At 71.4% G+C, this 19,264-nt stretch carries 17 protein-coding genes; 3 read left to right on the top strand and 14 right to left on the bottom strand.

The window, feature by feature from the left end; translation table 11 throughout:
• Positions 1-38: 38 nt before the first annotated feature.
• From ACSP50_RS35605 to ACSP50_RS35650, 10 genes are all read right to left on the bottom strand, one after another.
• The gene (locus tag ACSP50_RS35605) at positions 39-2,102 is read right to left on the bottom strand and encodes an FG-GAP-like repeat-containing protein (protein ID WP_155123718.1); all 2,064 of its coding nucleotides are present in this window, start codon (positions 2,100-2,102) and stop codon (positions 39-41) included.
• Between the two features lie 81 nt (positions 2,103-2,183).
• Positions 2,184-3,239 (bottom strand): ABC transporter permease, encoded by a 1,056-nt coding sequence (locus ACSP50_RS35610; RefSeq protein ID WP_014694178.1) that lies wholly within the window; start codon positions 3,237-3,239, stop codon positions 2,184-2,186.
• Positions 3,236-4,129: an ABC transporter ATP-binding protein gene (locus tag ACSP50_RS35615; RefSeq protein WP_014694179.1), complete on the bottom strand. Its 894-nt coding sequence runs from the start codon at positions 4,127-4,129 to the stop codon at positions 3,236-3,238. The genes ACSP50_RS35610 and ACSP50_RS35615 overlap by 4 nt, the downstream gene beginning before the upstream one ends.
• 61 nt (positions 4,130-4,190) lie before the next feature.
• Positions 4,191-4,850, bottom strand: a complete 660-nt coding sequence (locus ACSP50_RS35620) for a response regulator transcription factor (RefSeq protein ID WP_014694180.1) — start codon at positions 4,848-4,850, stop codon at positions 4,191-4,193.
• The gene (locus tag ACSP50_RS35625; protein WP_014694181.1) at positions 4,847-6,124 is read right to left on the bottom strand and encodes a sensor histidine kinase; all 1,278 of its coding nucleotides are present in this window, start codon (positions 6,122-6,124) and stop codon (positions 4,847-4,849) included. Before ACSP50_RS35625 ends, ACSP50_RS35620 begins: the two co-directional genes overlap by 4 nt.
• Before the next feature lie 10 nt (positions 6,125-6,134).
• Positions 6,135-6,542, bottom strand: coding sequence for a helix-turn-helix domain-containing protein (locus ACSP50_RS35630; protein ID WP_014694182.1), 408 nt, complete (start codon positions 6,540-6,542; stop codon positions 6,135-6,137).
• Positions 6,543-6,959: 417 nt separating this feature from the next.
• A complete protein-coding gene (locus ACSP50_RS35635; protein WP_043512837.1) occupies positions 6,960-7,805 on the bottom strand; it encodes a helix-turn-helix transcriptional regulator in 846 nt (281 codons plus the stop codon).
• Positions 7,806-7,894: 89 nt separating this feature from the next.
• Positions 7,895-8,479, bottom strand: coding sequence for a TetR/AcrR family transcriptional regulator (locus tag ACSP50_RS35640; RefSeq protein ID WP_014694184.1), 585 nt, complete (start codon positions 8,477-8,479; stop codon positions 7,895-7,897).
• A gap of 15 nt (positions 8,480-8,494) precedes the next feature.
• Complete coding sequence (locus ACSP50_RS35645; protein WP_014694185.1) at positions 8,495-10,609, bottom strand: YhgE/Pip domain-containing protein; 2,115 nt, start codon at positions 10,607-10,609, stop codon at positions 8,495-8,497.
• On the bottom strand, positions 10,606-11,493 hold the full coding sequence (locus ACSP50_RS35650; RefSeq protein WP_014694186.1) for an ATP-binding cassette domain-containing protein: 888 nt from the start codon (positions 11,491-11,493) through the stop codon (positions 10,606-10,608). The genes ACSP50_RS35645 and ACSP50_RS35650 overlap by 4 nt, the downstream gene beginning before the upstream one ends.
• 112 nt (positions 11,494-11,605) lie before the next feature.
• On the opposite strand from ACSP50_RS35650, the gene ACSP50_RS35655 reads away from it, so the two are divergent.
• Both ACSP50_RS35655 and ACSP50_RS35660 read left to right on the top strand, forming a co-directional pair.
• On the top strand, positions 11,606-12,586 hold the full coding sequence (locus ACSP50_RS35655) for an LLM class F420-dependent oxidoreductase (RefSeq protein WP_014694187.1): 981 nt from the start codon (positions 11,606-11,608) through the stop codon (positions 12,584-12,586).
• Positions 12,587-12,814: 228 nt separating this feature from the next.
• On the top strand, positions 12,815-13,513 hold the full coding sequence (locus tag ACSP50_RS35660; protein ID WP_014694188.1) for a helix-turn-helix transcriptional regulator: 699 nt from the start codon (positions 12,815-12,817) through the stop codon (positions 13,511-13,513).
• A 414-nt stretch (positions 13,514-13,927) separates the two neighbouring features.
• Here the strand turns inward: ACSP50_RS35660 and ACSP50_RS35665 are convergent, their stop codons facing one another.
• Positions 13,928-14,548, bottom strand: a complete 621-nt coding sequence (locus ACSP50_RS35665; RefSeq protein WP_014694189.1) for a PadR family transcriptional regulator — start codon at positions 14,546-14,548, stop codon at positions 13,928-13,930.
• 123 nt (positions 14,549-14,671) lie between these two features.
• Here ACSP50_RS35665 and ACSP50_RS35670 point away from each other — a divergent pair, with 123 nt between their 5' ends.
• Positions 14,672-15,511 (top strand): DUF4081 domain-containing GNAT family N-acetyltransferase, encoded by an 840-nt coding sequence (locus ACSP50_RS35670; RefSeq protein ID WP_043512840.1) that lies wholly within the window; start codon positions 14,672-14,674, stop codon positions 15,509-15,511.
• A gap of 53 nt (positions 15,512-15,564) precedes the next feature.
• On the opposite strand, the gene ispG is transcribed toward ACSP50_RS35670, so the two are convergent.
• From ispG to dxr, 3 genes are read right to left on the bottom strand one after another with little or no spacing between them, the layout of a single operon-like run.
• Entirely contained in the window at positions 15,565-16,737 is a 1,173-nt protein-coding gene (ispG, locus tag ACSP50_RS35675; protein WP_014694191.1) for a flavodoxin-dependent (E)-4-hydroxy-3-methylbut-2-enyl-diphosphate synthase, read from the bottom strand.
• Between the two features lie 11 nt (positions 16,738-16,748).
• A complete protein-coding gene (locus ACSP50_RS35680) occupies positions 16,749-18,041 on the bottom strand; it encodes an RIP metalloprotease (protein ID WP_014694192.1) in 1,293 nt (430 codons plus the stop codon).
• Positions 18,041-19,240, bottom strand: a complete 1,200-nt coding sequence (gene dxr / locus ACSP50_RS35685) for a 1-deoxy-D-xylulose-5-phosphate reductoisomerase (protein ID WP_014694193.1) — start codon at positions 19,238-19,240, stop codon at positions 18,041-18,043. Before dxr ends, ACSP50_RS35680 begins: the two co-directional genes overlap by 1 nt.
• Positions 19,241-19,264: the final 24 nt, after the last annotated feature.

A 19,264-nucleotide genomic window follows, 5' to 3' on the forward strand; every position in this document is an offset into this window, starting at 1 on the left:
CCGTGGTCAGCGTCGTCGACTGCCCGGGTACGCGGTGCTCAGCTGACGAATCGGGTGCCCGCCCCGAAACTGGTGCTCTCCCACCGCTTCGCCACCTCCGGGAAACCGCCGGTGCCGTACCCGTCCGCGGTCAGCACGTAGACGATCTGGTGGGCGGCACCGGTGCAGGTCGCCCCGGCCGTCCCGCAGTCGTAGAGCAAGGCGACGTCACTCTTGCCGTCCCCGTTGTAGTCGCCGGTGGTCACGAATTTCGTGCCGGTGCCCCAGCGGGTGCTCTCCCACCGGGCGGCCAGACCCTGCAGCCCGCCCGGGCCCGAGGCGATGGTGAGCAGCTTGACGTGGCCGGCACCGTAGTCGTACAGCAGGCCGAGGTCGCTGCGTCCGTCCCCGTTGAAGTCGCCGGCCTTCACCGACGACGTGCCGCCACCGAAGCAGGTGCTCTCCCAGCCCTTCATCGGCGTGCTCAGCGCGCCGGAACCCGCGCCGTCCGCGGTCATGACGAAGACCGCCTGGTGCGAGTTCCCGCCACAGGTGGCCCCCGCCGTGCCGTAGTCGTAGAACAGGGCGAGGTCGCTCTTGCCGTCCCCGTTGAGGTCACCGGCGGTGACGAACTTGACCCCGGTCCCCCAGTCGGTCGCCTCCCACCGGACCACCGCGCCGTCGAAGGTGCCGCTCCCGTCGGCCTTGGCGCTGAGCGTCAGCATCCGCAGGTTGCCGGCGCCGTGGTCGTACAGCAATGCCAGATCGCTCTTGCCGTCCCCGTTGAAGTCACCGGGTTCGAAGAACGCGGTCCGGGACCCGAAGCAGGAACTCGCCCACGCGGTGACCGGCTCCAGCAGCGCGCCGGTGCCCGCCGGGTCGGCCGGCCACACCAGCACCGCCACCCGGTCGACACCCGGGCAGGACGTGCCCGCGCTGCCGTAGTCGTAGAACGCCGCCACGTCGCTCCTGCCGTCTCCGGTGAAGTCACCGGACGTGGTGAACCGCGGCAGGACCGGTTGGCACGGGCCCCGCCACTGGGTGGCCAGGCCGGTCAGCCCGCCGCTGCGGTCAGCCCGGCCGGACAGGTCGAACATCGCGGTGTCCCGCGACGGGCTGACCGGGCAGCCGGCCGCCTGGGTGGCCCCGTAGTCGTAGAGCAGCGAAATGTCGCTGATCCCGTCACCGTTGTAGTCGTGCGCCACGGTCCCGGCCGCGACGGTGTCGACGAAGTCGGTGCCGCTCGCGTAGTAGCCGTCGACGGCCGCCGCCACCTGCGCCGGGCTCTGCGCTCCGGCCCTGTTGTAGTAGACCCAGTTGACCTTCATGTCCCAGGAGCGGGTCGCCCCGGCACCGGCCACCGACTCGGCGAACCACTCGTTGAAGTTGATCATCATCGGCTCGCGCGGCGAGTACGGCGACCCGGTGCTGAGCAGCTTCCGGTCGTCCACGAAGAAGTCTGCCGTGCCGTTCTCGACGGTCATCACGAGCGTATGCCAGGCGCCGGCCAGCGACCCCGCCTGGTTGGTGGAGACCCGGTCCTCGACCGCCGGATCGGGATCGTGCCACGCGGTGGTGAAGTGCCGCGGCCCGGTGGTTCCCCAGCCTCCGTTCGGCAGATATTCGTGATCGAGCTCGCTGTAGTGCGCATCCGCCGCCGGTGAGATGGCGTAGAAAGCCTGCACCGGCCGATCGACATCGGCACCCGAGACCGGCGCGTCGGTCAGGAAGACCCGCGCGGCGAAGGTCCCCGAGTAGAACTTGCTCCGCACCGTGTTCACCTGCGCCTGCGTCGTTCCCCCGACGGTGCCGTCGGTGCCGGCCCGCAGCCGCATCGCCTGCCCGCCGCGTGCCGAGTCATCCGCCGGGAAACTCACCGCGTCCGCCGACCAGGTCCCGGCGACACCGGGCCCGCCGGCCCCGGTCCGGACATCCCAGCCGTGGACGGCCAGCGCCGGATCCCCGGCATCCCGGTAGTGGAAGTCGTCGAACAGCACGCCGCTCGGCACGGCCGCCGGAGTCGCCGCGGCCGGAGCGGCCGGGGCGGCCGCCACGGCGCAGGCCACCAGGACGGCACTGAGCAGCAGCGACCTCCTGCCGTTGCGGGCAAGCCACATTTCCATATTTCCCCCGTTGGATCTTCACCTGCCCGGGCAGCCTATCCGCGGCACATCCCCGGCGTCCGCCCCCGGTTCCGGACGCCGTCAGGACCGGCGCAGGGCGGCCATCAGCGGGGTGCGGACCTGGGTGCGCAGCAGCGAGCGGGAGTACACCCGCGCACCCACCCCGAGCAGACCCAGCGCGGTCGCGGCCAGCAGGACGACGGCGACGATCGGCTCCCACCCGGCGGCCGTGCCGTCGAACAGGCGGATCGGCATCGCGATCGGGGCGGAGAACGGCACGTACGACAGGATCTTCATCAGGATGCCGTCGTGCGGGACGCTGAGGGCCAGGAAGAACGGGATCAGCACCAGCATCTGCACCGGCACCGTGGTGCTGGCCAGCTCCTCCTGCCGGGAGGCGAGGGCGCCGACCCCGGCCCAGAGCGCGGCCAGCATGACGAAGCCGAGCACGAAGAACGGCAGGAACCAACCGATCGCCGGGATCATGGCGTTGAGCAGGCCGGGGGCGGCGTCCGTGGCGGTCATCCCGATCATCGCGACCAGGGCCAGCAGGCCGACCTGGGCGAAGGCGAGCACGGTCAGGGCGAAGACCTTGCCGGCAAGCAGGGCGCGGGTGGGGACGCTGGACACCAGGATCTCGACGATGCGGGTCTGTTTCTCCTCGACGACGCTCTGCGCGATCTGCATGCCGAAGGTGAACGAGGTGAAGAAGAACAGCATCGCGAACGCGATCGGCACCAGGATCTTCAGGGCCGGGGCGATGTCGCTGTGCTCCAGGTAGCGGGTCTGCGGCTCGGTGCTCAGCGCCGCGATCACGTCGTCCGGACGGTCCTGCTCGGCGACCACCACCGGGCCGGGCAGCACGGCCGCGTCGACGTCACCGGAGCGGATCAGGGCTTCCGCGGCGGGCGTGTCGGCGACGACCCGTACCTCGAAACCGCTCTTCTGCAGGGTCGCCACGGTCGCGGTGTCGGTCACGGCGACCTTGGTGGCGCCCCCGTCGAGCAGGGTCGGCAGCACGATCGAGGCGACCACGATGAGCAGGAACAGCACGGTGCTGAAGAGGAAGGCCTTGTCGCGCAGCTTGACCCGGACCTCGCGGGCGGCGACGAGTTTGGCGGCCTCGAATGTCGTCACTGGATGACCTCTCGGAAGATCTCGGCGAGGGTGGGGCGGACCGGACCGAACGCGTGCACCGGACCGCGGTCCAGGGCGGCGCGCAGCACCACCTGGTCGTCGAGCCCGACCGCCAGGTCGAAGGTGGCGTGCCGGCCGTCCAGGTCGATCAGGGTGACGCCGGACTGGTCGCGCAGCCAGCCGGCGTCGCCGGCCACCTCGATGCGGTACCGCGGCAGTGCGTACTGCTCGCGCAGGCCGGTCCGGTCGCCGGTGGCGCGGATCGTGCCGTCCGCGATGATCACCAGGTCGTCGCAGAGGCGCTCGACGACGTCGAGCTGGTGGCTGGAGAACAGCACCGCGGCGCCGGCGGCGGCCCGTTCCCGCAGCACCCCGACCACGGTGTCGACGGCGATCGGGTCGAGGCCGGAGAACGGCTCGTCGAGCACCAGCAGTTCCGGATCGTGCACCAGGGCGGCGGCGATCTGCGCCCGCTGCTGGTTGCCCAGCGACAGTTTCTGCACGTGGTCGTCGGCCCGTTCGGCCAGCTCCAGGCGTTCCAGTAGAGCGAGCGTGCGGCGGCGGGCCTCGGCCGCGCCCAGCCCGTGCAGCCGGCCCAGGTAGACGACCTGTTCCAGGACGCTCATCTTCGGGTAGAGGCCGCGCTCCTCCGGCATGTACCCGAACCGCTGGCGGATCTCCCGGCCGACCGGCTCGCCGCGCCAGCTCACCGTGCCCGCGTCGGCGGCCAGAACGCCGAGGATGATCCGCATGGTGGTGGTCTTGCCGGCGCCGTTGGCACCGACGAATCCGGTGAGCCGCCCGGCCGCCACGGTGAACGTCACATCCTTGAGGACCTGCCGCTCACCGAACGACCGGTCGACCGCGTCGACGCTCAGTTCGGGGTTCATGCGAGAGACGCTAGGCTTTCCGGCCGCCTGCGGCGTCCGGCCCGGGAAGGACCGCCGCGGGTCATTCTCGCGACGGACGCACCACGCCCATCTCGTACGCCATGACCACAGCCTGCGTACGATCGCGCGCGCCCAGTTTCATCAGAACCCGGCTGACATGGGTCTTCACGGTGGTCTCCCCGAGGTGCAGGGCGGCGGCGATCTCCGCGTTGGTGGCCCCACCGGCCAGCTCGACCAGCACCTCGTGCTCGCGCGGCGTCAGCTCGCCGAGGCGTACCCCCGGCTCGGGGGACCGCTGCCGGGGCGCGCTGAACTCGGCGATCACCCGCCGGGTCACCGCCGGGGCGAGCAGCGCGTCACCGGCGGCGAGCACCCGCACCGCCTCGGTCAGCGCCTCCGGGGTGCCGTTCTTCAGCAGGAATCCGCTGGCCCCGGCCTGCAGTGCGGCGAACAGGTAGTCGTCGGAGTCGAACGTGGTGAGGATCAACACCGACGGGCCGCTCTGCGCCGCGATCCGCCGGGTCGCCTCCAGGCCGTCCATCACCGGCATCTCCACATCCATCAGGACGACGTCGGGACGCAGCCGCAGTGCCAGCTCCACCGCCGTGGCCCCGTCGGCGGCCTCACCGACCACGGTGATGTCGTCCTCCATCTCGAGGATGACCCGGAAGCCGGAGCGGACCAGCCGATGGTCGTCCGCGAGGAGGACCCGGATGCTCACGCGGCACTCTCCACGGCCGCCGGGGCGTACGGCAGCCGGGCGCGGACCCGGTAGCCGCCGCCGGTACGCCGGCCGCACTCCAGGGTGCCGTCGTGCACCGCGACCCGTTCCCGCATCCCGATCAGTCCCATCCCGCTGCCGGCCCGTCCCCCGCCGCCGTGCCCGTCGTCGGCCACGTCCAGCTCCAACTCCCCGGCCAGATACCGGATCCGGATGTCCAGCCCGGACGCCCCCGCGTGCTTGAGCGTATTGGTCACCGACTCCTGCACGATCCGGTAGGCGGCCTGCGACAGGGAATCGGGCAGTGGCACCGGTGTACCGAAGATCCCGAAATCGACCTGGAGGCCCGCCTCCCGTGCGCGCTCGACGATCTCCTCGACCCGGTCGAGCCCGGCGCCCGGCGACTCCCGTGTCGCCGGGCCGGTGGCGCGCAGCGCGCCGAGCATCCGGCGCAGCTCGTCGACCGCGGTCCGCGCGCCGTCCTCGACCGCGGTCAGCGCGGTGACCGCCCGGGCCGGATCCCGGTCCAGCGCCCGGCGGCAGGCCGACGCCTGGATGCCCATCACCGACACGTGGTGCGCGACCACGTCGTGCAGCTCCCGGGCGATCCGCACCCGCTCGTCCAGCACCGCCCGCCCGGCCGCCGCCGCCTGCGCCGCGCGCAACTCCTCGGCCTGCTCGGCCAGCTGGTGCTGACGCCAGACGGAGCGCCAGGCGGCGTTGCCCATCAGGTAGGTGAACCCGAAGTAGACGATGTTCTGCAGGTAGCTGATGAAGATCGCCGACCAGAGTTTCGACAGCTCACCCGAGCCCTTGTCGGTCATCGTCGCGGACACGGCGTCGTGGTACAGCACGAACGACAGGGTCAGCCAGGCGAACATCACCGCCACGATCCCGAGCCGGATCATCCGGGCACGCTGCCGGTTGCGCCCCCAGGCACCGAGCGTGTAGATCGCCGCGAACAGCGCGTAGTTGACGATCATCTGCTCCTGCGAGAACCGGATCTGCCCGGCGATGAAGAACACCGAGATGACGACCGCCACCGCGTCCGGGAACCGCCGCCGCCAGACCAGCGGCACCGTCGTGGCCACCGCCCAGAAGACCTCCTCGGGGATCGCCGGCGCCCGGTCACTCTCGAAGTAGCCGGTGCTGCGCAGCAGGAACAGGCTGATCACGGCGAGCCCGGTGGCCCCCAGCCCGGTCAGCAGGTCGTTGCGGCGCTGCTGCGCGGTCGGTCCGGGCCGCCGCCACTCCTCGACGTTCCACGATGGCATGCAGAGACGATTACACGTCCTGTCGCGCTCGCATCTCCCCGGCCCCCGCCCCGCCCTCGTCGGCACGGCTCGGGCCGGCGCCCCGGGTCTGCATCGGGATCGAGGCGTCCTCGCCCGCGGTGAGCGTGCCGCCCAGGTCCCGGATCCGCTGATGGGCGGCGTCCAGGCGATCCTCCAGGGTGACGATCCGGACCGCGGCGGTCAGCGGGAGACCCTCGTCCAGCAGGATCCGGACCCGGCCGGCCAGGGCGAGCTGGTGACGGGAGTAACGGCGGTGGCCGCCGGCCGACCGTTCCGGTTCGATCAAGCCGGTGCCGTCGAGACTGCGGAGGAAGGCCTGCGTCACGCCGATCAGTTCGGCGGCCCGGCCCATCGTGTACGCCGGGAGGTCGGCGTCATCCGAAATCCTGCTGGGCATGGTCCCCTCATGCACAGAGTCCAGGGCCCCGGCGGGTAACCGGGGCCCTGGCTTTTCAATTCTGGTGCCGGCTCTCTCGTCCGGCGAATGTGGTCGACCGGCTGCGTGCCGCTAGCAGTCGACCGGAGTGATGGGCATCGGCTGCGATCACCTCTTGTCGGGTCGGGGACGTGGTGATGACGCGTTGCTGCGGTATCTCGTCCTCCTTAGCCAACTCAGCGTCTGTGCCAGTTGCGTTGCCGACCGTGGCCGACGGATCAAAGATAAGCCCGTCGCCGCCGGATTTCTAGAGTCGCCGCTGTAGATTTTTTAGCCAAACGTCAGACTGACCTGCGGCAACGCAAGCCCCGTCAATCCCTGAGGCGTTGTTTCACCCGGCCGGCGACCCGCCGAAAGCGTCACTCCGGCAGCGACCCGTCAGGGGGTGAACGGCTGGATGCCGAGGACGATGGCGAGCGCGAGGCGGTCGGCGTCGTCGGTCGCGGGCTCGGCGGTGTAGACGGTGATGCGCAGGTCATCGGTGGCGACCAGCAGGGTGTCGCAGTCCAGGGTGATGCGGCCGGCCGCCGGGTGGTCGACGATCTTGCGTTTGGCCGGGTCGCTGGGTGGCGGCGCGGTGGTGGACTCCCACAGCTCGGTGAAGCGCGGAAACTCCGTGGCCAGGTCGTGGAGCAGGCGGCGCAGGGTGTGGTCGGCGGGGTAGCGGGAGGCGGTCAGACTCAGTTCGGCGACCATGCGGGCCTCGTGGTCGGCTCTCTCGCGCGGGGAGTACACGACCCGGGTGGGGGTGCCGGCGAGGCTGCGCCACACGGCGTTGCGGTGCCGGCCGTGCCAGGTGGTGGTGTCGCCCATCAGGGCGTTGTAGGGGGCGTTGGCCACCAGCAGGGTCCAGGTGGCGTCGTGGACGGCGACCGGGGTGTGCGCCAGGCGGTCGAGGAGGCGCTGGACGCTGGCGGTGATCCGGGTGGGGACGACGTCGTGGCCGGGGGCGGCGTGGCCGGCCAGCTGGTGCAGCAGGTCGCGTTCCGGGGTGGGTAGCCGCAGGGCCCGGGCCAGGGACTCGACGACCTGGGCGGACGGGGCGGTGGCGCGGCCCTGCTCCAGGCGGGTCAGGTAGTCGGTGGAGATGCCGGCCAGGGTGGCCAGCTCCTCACGGCGCAGACCCGCGGCGCGCCGGCGGCGGCCGGCGGGCACCCCGGCGACCTCCGGGGTGACGCGGTCACGCCAGCGGCGCAGCATCCGGCCGAACTCCCACGCTTGCACGTCGCCAAGTCTGCGGCAGCGAGCCGGCCGTGTCCTGGCCCTGACAGTCCTACGAAAACCGGACGCCCGCCGGATGCAGCGGCCCGGGGTCAGGCGACGCGGCGGACGATCGCCAGCATCGACGCCTCGACGTCCTCGATCGGGCGCTCCGGCTGGAAGACCAGCCAGTCGACCGCGACCACCAGGCCGACGCCGAACAGGGCGGCCGAGGCGACCCGGACGTCCAGGTCGGCCGGGAGGTCGCCGGCGTCGACGCCGGCCTGCACCGACTCGGCGATCACGCCGATCGCCTGCTCCCGCAGCAGGATCAGGGTCTGCTGCCACTCACGGTTGGTCCGCCACATCTCGGAGACGAGGAGCTGGGCGAAGGCGCGATACTTCTTGATGTACGCCAGTTGGGCCCGGACCAGGGCCCGCACCGCCTCCCGGGGTGGCAGGCCCACGACCGCCGCGCGGAACTCGTCGGTGAGCAGCCCGACGCCGTGCCGCAGCAGCTCCTCGAACAGGTCGGTCTTGGACTTGAAGTTGTAGTAGACGGTGCCCTTGGCGACGTTCGCCCGCAGCGCGATGTCGTCCACGGTGGTCTCCGAGAAACCCTTCTCGGCGATCAGCTCCACCGCGGCCTCGTACAGCTTCTGCCGGGTGTCCCCACGCCGGCGACTGCGTCCGTCCATCGCCACGGCATCAGGTTAGAGGACCAGCTCGGGGTGCAGGTCGGCGACGCGCATCCGGCGTTTGCGGGTCGCGACCAGCACGGTGAGCAGGTACGCCACCACGCCGAACCCGGCGAGGACCAGCGAGCCGTGCACGATCGGGCCGGTCTCGCCGCCGTCGACGGCGTGCCGCACCGCGTCCACCACGTACGTCATCGGCAGCAGCGGGTGGATGCCCTGGAAGAAGCCGGGCGAGGTCTGCACCGGGTAGGTGCCGCCGGACGACGTGAGCTGCAGCATCAGCAGGGCCAGCGCGATGATCCGGCCGGGGGCGCCGAGGGCGGCGCCGATCAGCTGCATCAGGGCGGCGAAGACGGTCGCGGTGCCGGCCAGCAGGCCCAGGGTCAGCCACGGGTGGACCGGGGACAGCCCGAGACGGAAGTGCACGACGACGTACAGGATGATCGTTTGAATGATGCCCATCAGCACGCCGGGCAGCAGTCCGGCCAGCGCCACCCGGGGTGCGGGCGCGCCGGAGACCAGATAACGGCGGTTCAGCGGCCGCAGCAGCATGTAGTTGATCATCGCGCCCACCCAGAGGGCCAGGGCCAGGAAGTACGGCGCGAAACCGACGCCGTAGGTGCCGGCCGGGTTGCGCACCGCCCGGTCCAGCGACACCGGATCGGCCAGAATGCCCGACCGCTTCGCGGCATCGTCGTACGACGGGATCTGCCCCGCCCCGTCGGCGAGCTTGCCGGCCAGCTCACCGGCGCCGTTCTGCAGGTCGGCGAGCCCGTCGGCGATCTTGTGCCCGCCGTCGGACAGCTTGGCCAGACCGGTGTCGAGCTGGCGGGCCCCGCTGGCCAGGCGGTACACGCCGTTCCGGAGCCGGGTGGCGCCGTCGGCGGCCTGCGCGGTGCCGGACTTGAGCTGCTTGGCACCGGTGGCCAGCCGGTCCAGACCGTTGGCCAGCTGATCCACCTGGGAGCGGGCCTTGGCCACGTCGTCGGCCAGGTGCGGCGCGGCGGCGGCGACCGCGCGGGCGGTCTTCGCGACCTCCCGCAGCTGGGCGCGCAGCCCGGCGAGGTCGGCGGCGTGCACCTTGCGCTGAATCCGCCGGGCGTCCGCGACCAGGCGATCGGCCAGGTGTTTCGCGTACGCGCTGGACGGGACCGTGTCCAGGTAGGCGCGCAGCTCCTTGGCGTCGCGCACGGCCCGGTCGGCCGCGGTGTCGATCGCGCCGACATTCGCGGCGAGCAGATCGGCGCCGTTCGCGACCAGCGTCGCGGCGTGCTCGATGCTTCCCGCGTTCGCGCGCAGGATCGGCTCCGCCCGGTCCGCGACGCCGTCCACCGCGTTGGCCAACCGGCGGCCGCCACCGGCCGCCTGCGCGGTGCCCGACGCCAGCTGGCCGGCACCCGCCTCCAGCTGGCGCAGGCCGTCGGCGAGCTGGTCGGCGCCCTGGCCCGCGGTGGTCAGCTTGCCGGCGATCTGCCCGGCGCCGGCATGCGCCTTGTCGACGCCGGCCGCCTCCTTCGCGGCGCCGCCGTGCAGCTGACCGGCCCCGTCGGTGATCTTGTCGGCACCGTCGGCGGCCTTCTCGGTCTGCTCCTTCAGATCGGTGAAACCGATCAGCATCTGGTCGTAGTACTTCGCCGAGGCGCCGGCGCTGACGGCCGCCCGGACCTCATCGAAGGCGGTGCGGGCGAAAACGCCGGAAAGGTAGTTGGTGGAATCGTCGCTGACCGCGCTGAGCCGCGCGTTCTCCGGGTCGGTCTTCGCATTCGGCGCGTCCGCGAGGGTGCCGGAGAAGTCGGCGGGGATGCGGAGCTCGATCTGGTACTTACCGGATTTGAGCCCGGCGTCGGCGGTGGCGGCGTCGACCACGTGCCAGTCGAAGACCTTGCGGTTGATCAGCTTCTGGGCCAGGTCCTGACCGACGTGGACCGGGTTGCCCTTCTGGTCCTGGGCCGGCTGGTCCTCGACGACCAGGGCGGCGGGGATGTGGCTGAGGTGGCCGTACGGGTCCCAGAAGGCGTAGAGGTAGAGGGCGCCGTAGAGCAGGGGGACGACGGCGAGGACAGCGAGGGCGGCGGCGGTCAGCTTGCTGCGGGTGAAACGGCGGAACTCCATTCCGGCCAGCGAGATCATTTCGCTTTCCTCTCCGCCTCTTCCGGCTTTCCTGCTGTTTCCGGCGTCTCCGGTTCTTCGGCCTTCACTGGTTCATCCGGTTCTTCCGGTGATTCCGGCTCTTCCGGTTCCTTCGGTGTTTCCGGCTTCTTCGGCACTTCCGGTTCCTTCGGTGCTTCCGGCGCTTCCGGTCCCTTCGGTTCCTTCGGCGCTTCCGGTTCCTTCGGCGCTTCCGGTTCCTTCGGCGCTTCCGGTTCCTTCGGCGCTTCCGGTTCCTTCGGCGCTTCCGGTTCCTTCGGTTCCTTCGGCGCTTCCGGTTCCTGAGGCGATTCCGGGTGCCCCACCCGCACCACTTGGGAGACCGCGGCGGGGTCGACCTCACGCGCGGTGAAGACGATCGCGATCCCCGCGGCCGTCAGCGAGCCGATCAGCTCCCACAGCCGCGCCCGCTCCCCCGCGTCCAGCCCGCTCTCGATGTCGTCGAGAGCGATCACCGCGGGCTTCGCCATCAGGGCCAGAACCAACCCCAGAACCTGCCTCTGGTACGGCGTGAGCTCCCGCCCGCGCCGATCCGGCTCCAGTCCGTGCAGGTTCACCGCCGTGGCCTCGCGCCGTCTGCGGCCGAGCAGGGCCAGCCGCTCGTGCACGTGCTCCAGGACCGTGAGAGCGGGTTCGGGTTCGTTGACACCGGGCACATGGCCGACTGACGACGTACCGCCCAAAGAGACCGTGCCCGCCGACAACCGCAACCGACCGGCGAGCGCCAGCAGCGTGCTGGTCCGTCCGCTGCCGGGCGGGCCGACGACCGCGACCGTCTCGCCCGGCTCGACCACCAGGTCCAGGTCGCGCACGAGCCAGCGCCGATGGTGCCGGATCCCGGCGCCGGCCGCGCTGAGCACCGCCATGACGACTCCTCAATTAAACTGACTGGTCAGTTCAAAAACATACCCCCGTCCCGGCTGTGGGATATCCACAGGTGGTGGACATCACGACGGTCCGGACGGCAGGATCGAGGGCATGTCGATGCGATGGGGCATGACCGTTCCGCTCGGCGGCGTTCCGCTGCCCGACCACGCCGCCGTTTTCACGGCACTGGCCGACGCCGGATTCACCGACGCCTGGTCCTCCGAGGTCGCCGGCACCGATGCGTTCACCCCGCTCACCCTTGCCGCCGCCTGGGAGCCGCGGCTGCGCCTGGGCACCGCCATCGCCCCGGTCTACACCCGCGGCCCCGGCCTGCTCGCGATGACCGCGGCCGCCCTCGCCGAGACCGCCCCCGGCCGCTTCCAGCTCGGCATCGGCGCGTCCTCCCCGGTCGTCGCCGGCGACTGGAACGCCGCCGACTTCGTCCAGCCGTTCGCCCGCAGCCGCGACACCCTCCGTTTCCTGCGCGCCGCCCTGACCGGTGACCTGGTCGACGAGGCCTACCCCACCTTCACCGTCAAGCGCTTCCGGCTGGAACGCCCGCCGGCCGTCCCGCCGCAGATCCTGCTGGCCGCCCTGCGCCCGCAGATGCTGCACCTGGCCGCCGCCGAGGCCGACGGGGTGATCCTCAACTGGCTGTCGGCCGCCGACGTGCACACCGCCCTGGCCGAGACGAAAGAGGCCGGGCCCGACTTCGCGGTCGCCGCCCGGATCTTCGTGGTGCCGACCACCGACGCCGGCTACGCGCGCACCCTCGGCCGCCGCCTGATCACGTCGTATCTGACCGTCCCGGCCTATGCCGCTTTCCACCGCTGGCTGGGCCGCGCCGAAATCCTGGAGCCGATGTGGCAGGCGTGGGCGGCCGGTGACCGCAAGGGCGCACTGGCCGCGATCCCGGATGCGCTGGTCGACGAGCTGATCGTGCACGGGGCGCCGGACGAGGTGCGGGCCCGGGTCCAGGCATATGCGGAGGCCGGCATCACCGTCCCGGTGATGGCGCTGCTGCCGACGCCGGAGCTGGAGCGCGGCGGTTTCCCGGCCCTGACCGAGTTGATCGCGGCACTGGGCCGTTAGTCCTGACGATCCGGGTGCGGGCCGCCGCCGACGATTCCGGTGGGGACCCCCGGCGCCAACGGTCCGGTCGCCAGCGCCAACGGTCCGGTCGCGGCCGCCAGCGCCGACCAGCCGGGTGCGAGCCGCCGCCGACCAGCCGGGCGTGCCCCCGCGCCGACGATCCGGGTGCGGGCCGTCGGCGGTGACGGTTCGGCAGGTGCCGAAGTGACGCGGTCCGACAATGGGCGCATGATTGACGCCTCGGATCTGGCCGCGTTCGCCGCGCTGCTGGCCGACCGCACCCGGGCGGCGATGTGCCTGGCCCTGCTCGACGGCCGCGCCTGGACCGCCGGCGAATTGGCCACCCACGCCGGTGTGGCCCGCTCCACCGCCACCGAGCACCTGGACCGCCTGATCGCCGGTGGCCTGCTCACCGAGGCCCGCCAGGGTCGCCACCGCTACGTCCGGCTCGCCGACCCCGCAGTGGCCGTCCTGCTGGAAGATCTCACCGCCCGCCTCCAGCCCGGCCCTCCGCCGGTCCGCACCCTGCGGGCCGCCACCGCCGACGCCGCCCTGCGCCGGGGCCGCACGTGCTACGACCACCTCGCCGGGCGCCTCGGCGTCACCCTCACCGACGCCCTGACCAGCGCCGGCCTGCTCGACCAGGACACCGGGTTCGCGATCACCGACAGCGGGCTGACCTGGCTCCGCGCGAACGCGGATCTGACTCCCGCCGACCTGTTGGCCAACCGCCGCCCGCTGGCCCGCGCCTGCCTCGACTGGACCGAACGCCGCCCCCACCTCGGCGGTCTGGCCGGCGCCCGGATCTGCCGAACCTTCCTGGCCCACGGCTGGCTCACCCGCATCGGGTCCGGGCGAGCGGTCCGCGTCACACCGACCGGCAGGTCAGCACTCGGCCGGCTGCTGGGCGTGACCGAATTCGACTGACGTTATCCACAGGCCTCAGGCGAGGCTGACGGTTTCGGACGATAATGGTCCGGGACGGAGGCCCCCTGGGTGGGTGGGTCATGCACGGCGGACCGGTCATGCGCGGCCGGCGGGCGGGCCATGCGCGGCGAGCACGCCTTGCGGGGCCGGCGGGCGGACCAGACGCGGCGAGCCGGCCATGCGCGGCCGACGGGGCAGGCAATGCGCGGCCGACCGGCCTGAGCGACCAGGGCACCCATACGCACGAAGCACCAGCCGCCATCACCCCACGGCACGGCAACGGCACGGCGCGGCAACGGTGCGATCCGCGTACCCAAGCAAAGGAGCGCACCCCGAGGGATGCGCTCCATCACGGCGGATCCGGACCAGCCACCGTCCGGCCGTCGACGACCCGCCACTGATGCGGGTGCCCGTTCACTCGCTGTCGGCGAGGATGGCGTACAGCTTGCGGCGCGTCTCGTTGAGCACCTCGAGCGCCTTCTGCCGCTGCTCCGGCGTCCCCGAGAAGCCCACCTGCTTCAGCGCCCCGAAGATCCCGACCGCCGCGTCGCGGAAGTCCTGGACCTGGTTGAGGGTGTCGTCGCCGAAGCGGGCCCACGGCGGGTTCTGTGCCGCGGTCTCGGCCTCGGGCCGGCCGTCCTCGGTGAGCCGGTAGCTCTTGCGGCCGCCGTCGGCGGTGGCCTCGATCAGGCCCTCGTCCTCGAGCAGCTGCAGGGTGGGGTAGATGCTGCCGGGGCTGGGCCGCCACAGACCGTTGGTGCGGGCGTCCAGCTCCTGGATCATCTCGTAGCCGTGCATGGGCCGCTCGAGGAGCAGCGCCAGGACGGCGGGGCGGACGTTGACCCGGCCGCGGCCACCGCGCCGGCCGCCGCGGCCACCGAAGTCGCCGCCCGGGCCGCCGGGGCCGAAGGGGCCGCCCGGACCGAAGCCGCCGGGACCGCCGGGGCCGAAGGGGAATCCGGGCGGGAAGCCGAAGCCGCGCATGCGACGCCCGTGTCCGTGGTGCCGCTCGTGTCCCTCGTGCATGAACCTCATGACCTTCTCCGTTCTGTTGTCGATAGTTAGACGATATATCGGCAACGTGTCGGCCGCAAGGGTTTCCGAACTCATGGGGTTGCCATGCGTGTCAAGGTGTGTGGATCTGGCAATGTGGTAGCTGTGTTGACGGTGCCCATTCGCCAGCTCGGTGAGCCCGAGCGCGTGTCGGTCGAGCGGATTCTGGACGCCGACCCCTATGCGGGTGCCCAGATCGCCGAGCGGGTCGCCACACACGGGCTGAACTGGTGGCGGTCCGACGGGCGCATCTACGGCTATGAGCCGGCCCATCGCGTCGAGTCGATCATCTGGTCGGGCGCGCACCTGGTGCCGGTGGGCGCGACCGCGCCGGCCGTGGCGGCGTTCGCCGACCTGCTCAGCACCGAGCCGCGGATCTGCTCGTCGATCATCGGGCGGGCCGAGGCGGTCCTCGACCTGTGGGATCGGCTGAGCGTGCACTGGGGGCGGGCCCGGGACGTGCGGCCCCACCAGCCGCTCCTGGTCACCGACCGCGCGCCGGAGGTGCCGGCCGACCCGGAGGTGCGTCTGGTCCGGCCGGGCGAGGTGGATCAGCTGTTCCCGGCCGCCGTGGCGATGTACACGGAGGAGGTCGGGGTCTCACCGCTGCAGGACGACGGCGGCCGGGGCTACCGGCGGCGGATCGCCGAGCTGGTCAAGGGCCGGCGGGCCTACGCCCGGTTCATCGGCGACCAGGTGATCTTCAAGGCCGAGCTGGCCATCATCACCCGGCGCACCACGCAGGTGCAGGGTGTCTGGGTGCATCCGGAGTATCGGGGGCGCGGGATCGCGACCGCGGCGATGGCCGCGGTGGTCGACGACGCGCTGCGCCGGGTCGCGCCCACGGTCAGCCTGTATGTGAACGACTACAACACCGCCGCCCGTCAGGTCTACCACCGCTGCGGCTTCACCTCGGCCGGCGCCTTCGCCACCGTGTTGTTCTGAGACAGCCGAAAGCCCGGGCTTCGTGAGAAACCCGGGCTTTCCAGCGTGTACGACTAGTGCACGGTGACCGTGGGACCGGGCAGCAGCTCGCGCAGCTCGTCGGGCAGCTCCGCGCCCATCTCGTCGGCGAGCCGCAGCGCCTCCTCGACCAGCGTCTCGACGATCACCGCCTCCGGCACCGTCTTGATCACCTTGCCCTTGACGAAGATCTGCCCCTTGCCGTTGCCGGAGGCGACCCCGAGGTCGGCCTCGCGAGCCTCCCCGGGCCCGTTCACGACGCAGCCCATCACGGCCACTCGCAGCGGCACCGGGAACCCGTCGAGCGCCGCGGTCACCTGCTCGGCCAGCGTGTAGACGTCGACCTGGGCCCGCCCGCAGGACGGGCAGGAGACGATCTCCAGGCCGCGTTCGCGCAGGCCGAGCGACTCCAGGATCTGCTGCCCGACCTTGATCTCCTCGACCGGCGGCGCGGACAGCGAGACCCGGATGGTGTCGCCGATCCCCTCGGCGAGCAGCGCGCCGAACGCCACCGCCGACTTGATCGTGCCCTGGAAGGCCGGCCCGGCCTCGGTCACGCCCAGGTGCAGCGGGTAGTCGCACTGCTCGGCGAGCTGACGGTAGGCGCGGATCATCACGACCGGATCGTTGTGTTTGACCGAGATCTTGATGTCCCGGAAACCGTGCTCCTCGAACAGCGAGCACTCCCAGAGCGCCGACTCCACCAGCGCCTCGGCGGTGGCCTTGCCGTATTTCTCGAGAAGCCGCTTGTCGAGCGAGCCGGCGTTGACCCCGATCCGGATCGGCACGCCGGCGTCGGACGCGGCCCGGGCGATCTCCTTGACCTTGTCGTCGAACTGGCGGATGTTGCCCGGATTGACCCGGACCGCCGCGCAGCCCGCGTCGATCGCGGCGAACACGTACTTGGGCTGGAAGTGGATGTCGGCGATCACCGGGATCTGCGACTTCTTGGCGATCGCCGGCAGCGCCTCGACGTCGTCCTGGGACGGCACGGCGACCCGGACGATCTGGCAGCCGGCCGCGGTCAGCTCGGCGATCTGCTGCAGGGTCGCGTTGACGTCGGAGGTGAGGGTGGTGGTCATCGACTGGACGCTGACCGGGGCGCCCCCGCCGACCAGGACTCCTCCGACGTTGATCTGCCGGCTCTGGCGGCGCGGGGCCAGCGGCGGCGGGGGGACGGCCGGCATTCCGAGACTGATCGCGGTCACTGGAGACTCACTCACTTGAAGATCGTAATCGGGTTGATGATGTCGGCGGTCGCGGTCAGCAGCGTGAACGCGCCACCGATCAGGATGACCGCATAGGTCAGCGGCATCAGCTTGTAGTAGTCGACACGCCCCGGATCGGGTCGCCGGAGTCGCTGGTAGAGCCAGGAGCGCACCCGTTCGTACCACGCGATGGCGATGTGACCACCGTCCAGCGGGAGCAGGGGCAGCAGGTTGAACAGACCGATGAAGACGTTCAGCGAGATGAAGATCTGCCAGAAGACCTCGGGCACCCCCTTCTCGATCGCCTCGCCGCCGAGGCGGCTGGCGCCGATCACGCTGATCGGGGTGTCCGGGTCACGCTCGTCGCCGGTGATCGAGTGCCACAGCGCCGGAATCTTCTGCGGGATCTTGGCCATCGCCTTGAACGAGCCCTCGACCAGATACCACGAGTACTCACCGGAGCCGCGGAACGCGCCGGCCGCGGTGTAGTGGTTGACCAACGGCTGGTCGGTGTCCCAGTCCAGGCCGGCGACCGAGACCAGGGTGACCTTGCCCTTCGGATCCTCGATCGGCGCGCGCTCGTCGCTGATCAGGTTGACCTTGGTGCTGGCCGGCTTGCCGTCCCGCACGTACTCGAAGACGGTCGGGCCGGCCGTGGAGGCCCGGATCGCGTCGGTGAGCTGGCCGTAGTTGGCCACCGGAGTGTTGCCGACCTTGGTGATCCGGTCCAGGTCCTGCAGGCCGGCGGCCTTGGCCGGTGCGACGATCGCGCCGTTGACGCCCGGCTCGCACTTGGCGCTCGCCGCCGCCTTCTGCGCCGCGGCGTCCAGCTTCTTGAGCTCGGTCTGCACCGGCAGGCAGTCGCCGACCTGGATGTAGGCCGGCCAGGAGCGCTGCTCGGCACGGGTCTGCGGGAGGTGGATGTTGGGCAGGCCGACGAAGAAGGCCATGAACCAGGCGCCGGCCAGGGCCAGCAGGAAGTGGGTAATCGAGCCGGCGGACATCACGATCGTCCGCTTCCAGACCGGGAACCGCCACATCGCGCGGTGCTGGTCCTCCGGCGCGACGTCGTCGTCCTGCGGGGTCATCCCGACGATCTTGCAGAAGCCGCCGAGCGGGATGGCCTTCAGGCCGTACTCCGTCTCACCGACCTTGAACGAGAAGATCGTCGGCCCGAACCCGACGAAATACTGAGTCACCTTCATGCCGAAGCGCTTCCCGGTGATCATGTGACCCAGCTCGTGCAGGCTCACCGAGATCAGGATGGTCAGCGCGAAGGCCGCACAACCCAGCCAGAACAGCATCAGGCTCCTTCAGCCACAGTCGCGATCGTCCGCTGTGCCTGGGCACGCGCCCAGGATTCTGCGGCCAGCACGTCATCGACGGTACTCGGCTCCGCGAAATCCGGGGCCGCCGCGAGCACCCGTTCCAGGGTGTCGACGATGCCCAAGAAAGGTAGCCGACCGGCGGCGAAAGCGGCCACACACTCCTCGTTGGCGGCGTTGAAGATCGCCGGACGGCAGCGACCGTACCGGCCGGCCGCCTTGGCCAGCTCGACCGCCGGGAACGCCTCGTCGTCCAGCGGTCGCAGCTCCCAGTTGTGCGCCAGCGTCCAGTCCACCGCGGCGGCCGCCCCCGGCACCCGGTCCGGCCAGGCCAGCGCCAGCGCGATCGGCAGCCGCATGTCCGGCGGGCTGGCCTGGGCCAGCGTCGAGCCGTCGGTGAACTCGACCAGCGAATGCAGCACCGACTGCGGGTGCACCATCACCGCGATGTCGTCGTACGGCACGCCGAACAGCTCGTGCGCCTCGATCACTTCCAGCGCCTTGTTCACCATGGTCGCCGAGTTGATCGTGACGACCGGCCCCATGTCCCAGGTCGGGTGCTTGAGCGCCTCCTCGGGGGTGACGTTCGTCAGCTCCGCGCGCCGCCGCCCGCGGAAGGCTCCCCCGCTGGCGGTCAGCACCAGCCGGCGCACCTCCGCGGCCCGCCCGCCGCGCAGGCACTGGGCCAGCGCCGAATGCTCCGAGTCGACCGGGACGATCTGCCCGTCCTTGGCGATCCGCCGGACCAGCGGGCCGCCGGCGACCAGCGACTCCTTGTTGGCCAGCGCAAGGATCCGCCCGGACTCCAGAGCGGCCAGGGTCGGCGCCAGGCCGAGGCTGCCGACCACCCCGTTGAGAACGACGTCACACGGCCAGCGGGCCAGCTCGGTCATCGCGTCCGGCCCGGCCACGATCTTCGGCAGTTTGAAGTCGCCGGACGACCAGCCACGCTTCTGCGCCTCGGCGTAGAAGGCCAGCTGCAGATCCTGCACGACCGAGGCCCGGGCCACCCCGACCACCTCGACGCCCAGCTCCAGCGCCTGCGCCGCGAGCAACGCGACGTTGCCACCCCCGGCCCCGATCGCGACCACCCGGAACAGCTCCGGGTTGCGCCGGACGATATCGATGGCCTGGGTGCCGATGGACCCGGTCGACCCCAGCAGCACAAGCTCACGCATGCCGCCATCTTCCCGGATGGCTGC

Origin of the sequence: Actinoplanes sp. SE50/110 (genome assembly GCF_900119315.1) — a bacterium.
Classification (GTDB): domain Bacteria; phylum Actinomycetota; class Actinomycetes; order Mycobacteriales; family Micromonosporaceae; genus Actinoplanes.

Excerpts from the sequence above, each read along its gene's own strand:
- ACSP50_RS35605 (WP_155123718.1), bottom strand. The coding sequence starts at position 2,102 with ATGGAAATGTGGCTTGCCCGCAACGGCAGGAGGTCGCTGCTGCTCAGT.
- ACSP50_RS35615 (WP_014694179.1), bottom strand. The coding sequence starts at position 4,129 with ATGAACCCCGAACTGAGCGTCGACGCGGTCGACCGGTCGTTCGGTGAG.
- ACSP50_RS35625 (WP_014694181.1), bottom strand. The coding sequence starts at position 6,124 with ATGCCATCGTGGAACGTCGAGGAGTGGCGGCGGCCCGGACCGACCGCG.
- ACSP50_RS35630 (WP_014694182.1), bottom strand. The coding sequence starts at position 6,542 with ATGCCCAGCAGGATTTCGGATGACGCCGACCTCCCGGCGTACACGATG.
- ACSP50_RS35640 (WP_014694184.1), bottom strand. The coding sequence starts at position 8,479 with ATGGACGGACGCAGTCGCCGGCGTGGGGACACCCGGCAGAAGCTGTAC.
- ACSP50_RS35645 (WP_014694185.1), bottom strand. The coding sequence starts at position 10,609 with ATGATCTCGCTGGCCGGAATGGAGTTCCGCCGTTTCACCCGCAGCAAG.
- ACSP50_RS35650 (WP_014694186.1), bottom strand. The coding sequence starts at position 11,493 with ATGGCGGTGCTCAGCGCGGCCGGCGCCGGGATCCGGCACCATCGGCGC.
- ACSP50_RS35655 (WP_014694187.1), top strand. The coding sequence starts at position 11,606 with ATGTCGATGCGATGGGGCATGACCGTTCCGCTCGGCGGCGTTCCGCTG.
- ACSP50_RS35660 (WP_014694188.1), top strand. The coding sequence starts at position 12,815 with ATGATTGACGCCTCGGATCTGGCCGCGTTCGCCGCGCTGCTGGCCGAC.
- ACSP50_RS35665 (WP_014694189.1), bottom strand. The coding sequence starts at position 14,548 with ATGAGGTTCATGCACGAGGGACACGAGCGGCACCACGGACACGGGCGT.
- ACSP50_RS35680 (WP_014694192.1), bottom strand. The coding sequence starts at position 18,041 with ATGCTGTTCTGGCTGGGTTGTGCGGCCTTCGCGCTGACCATCCTGATC.
- dxr (WP_014694193.1), bottom strand. The coding sequence starts at position 19,240 with ATGCGTGAGCTTGTGCTGCTGGGGTCGACCGGGTCCATCGGCACCCAG.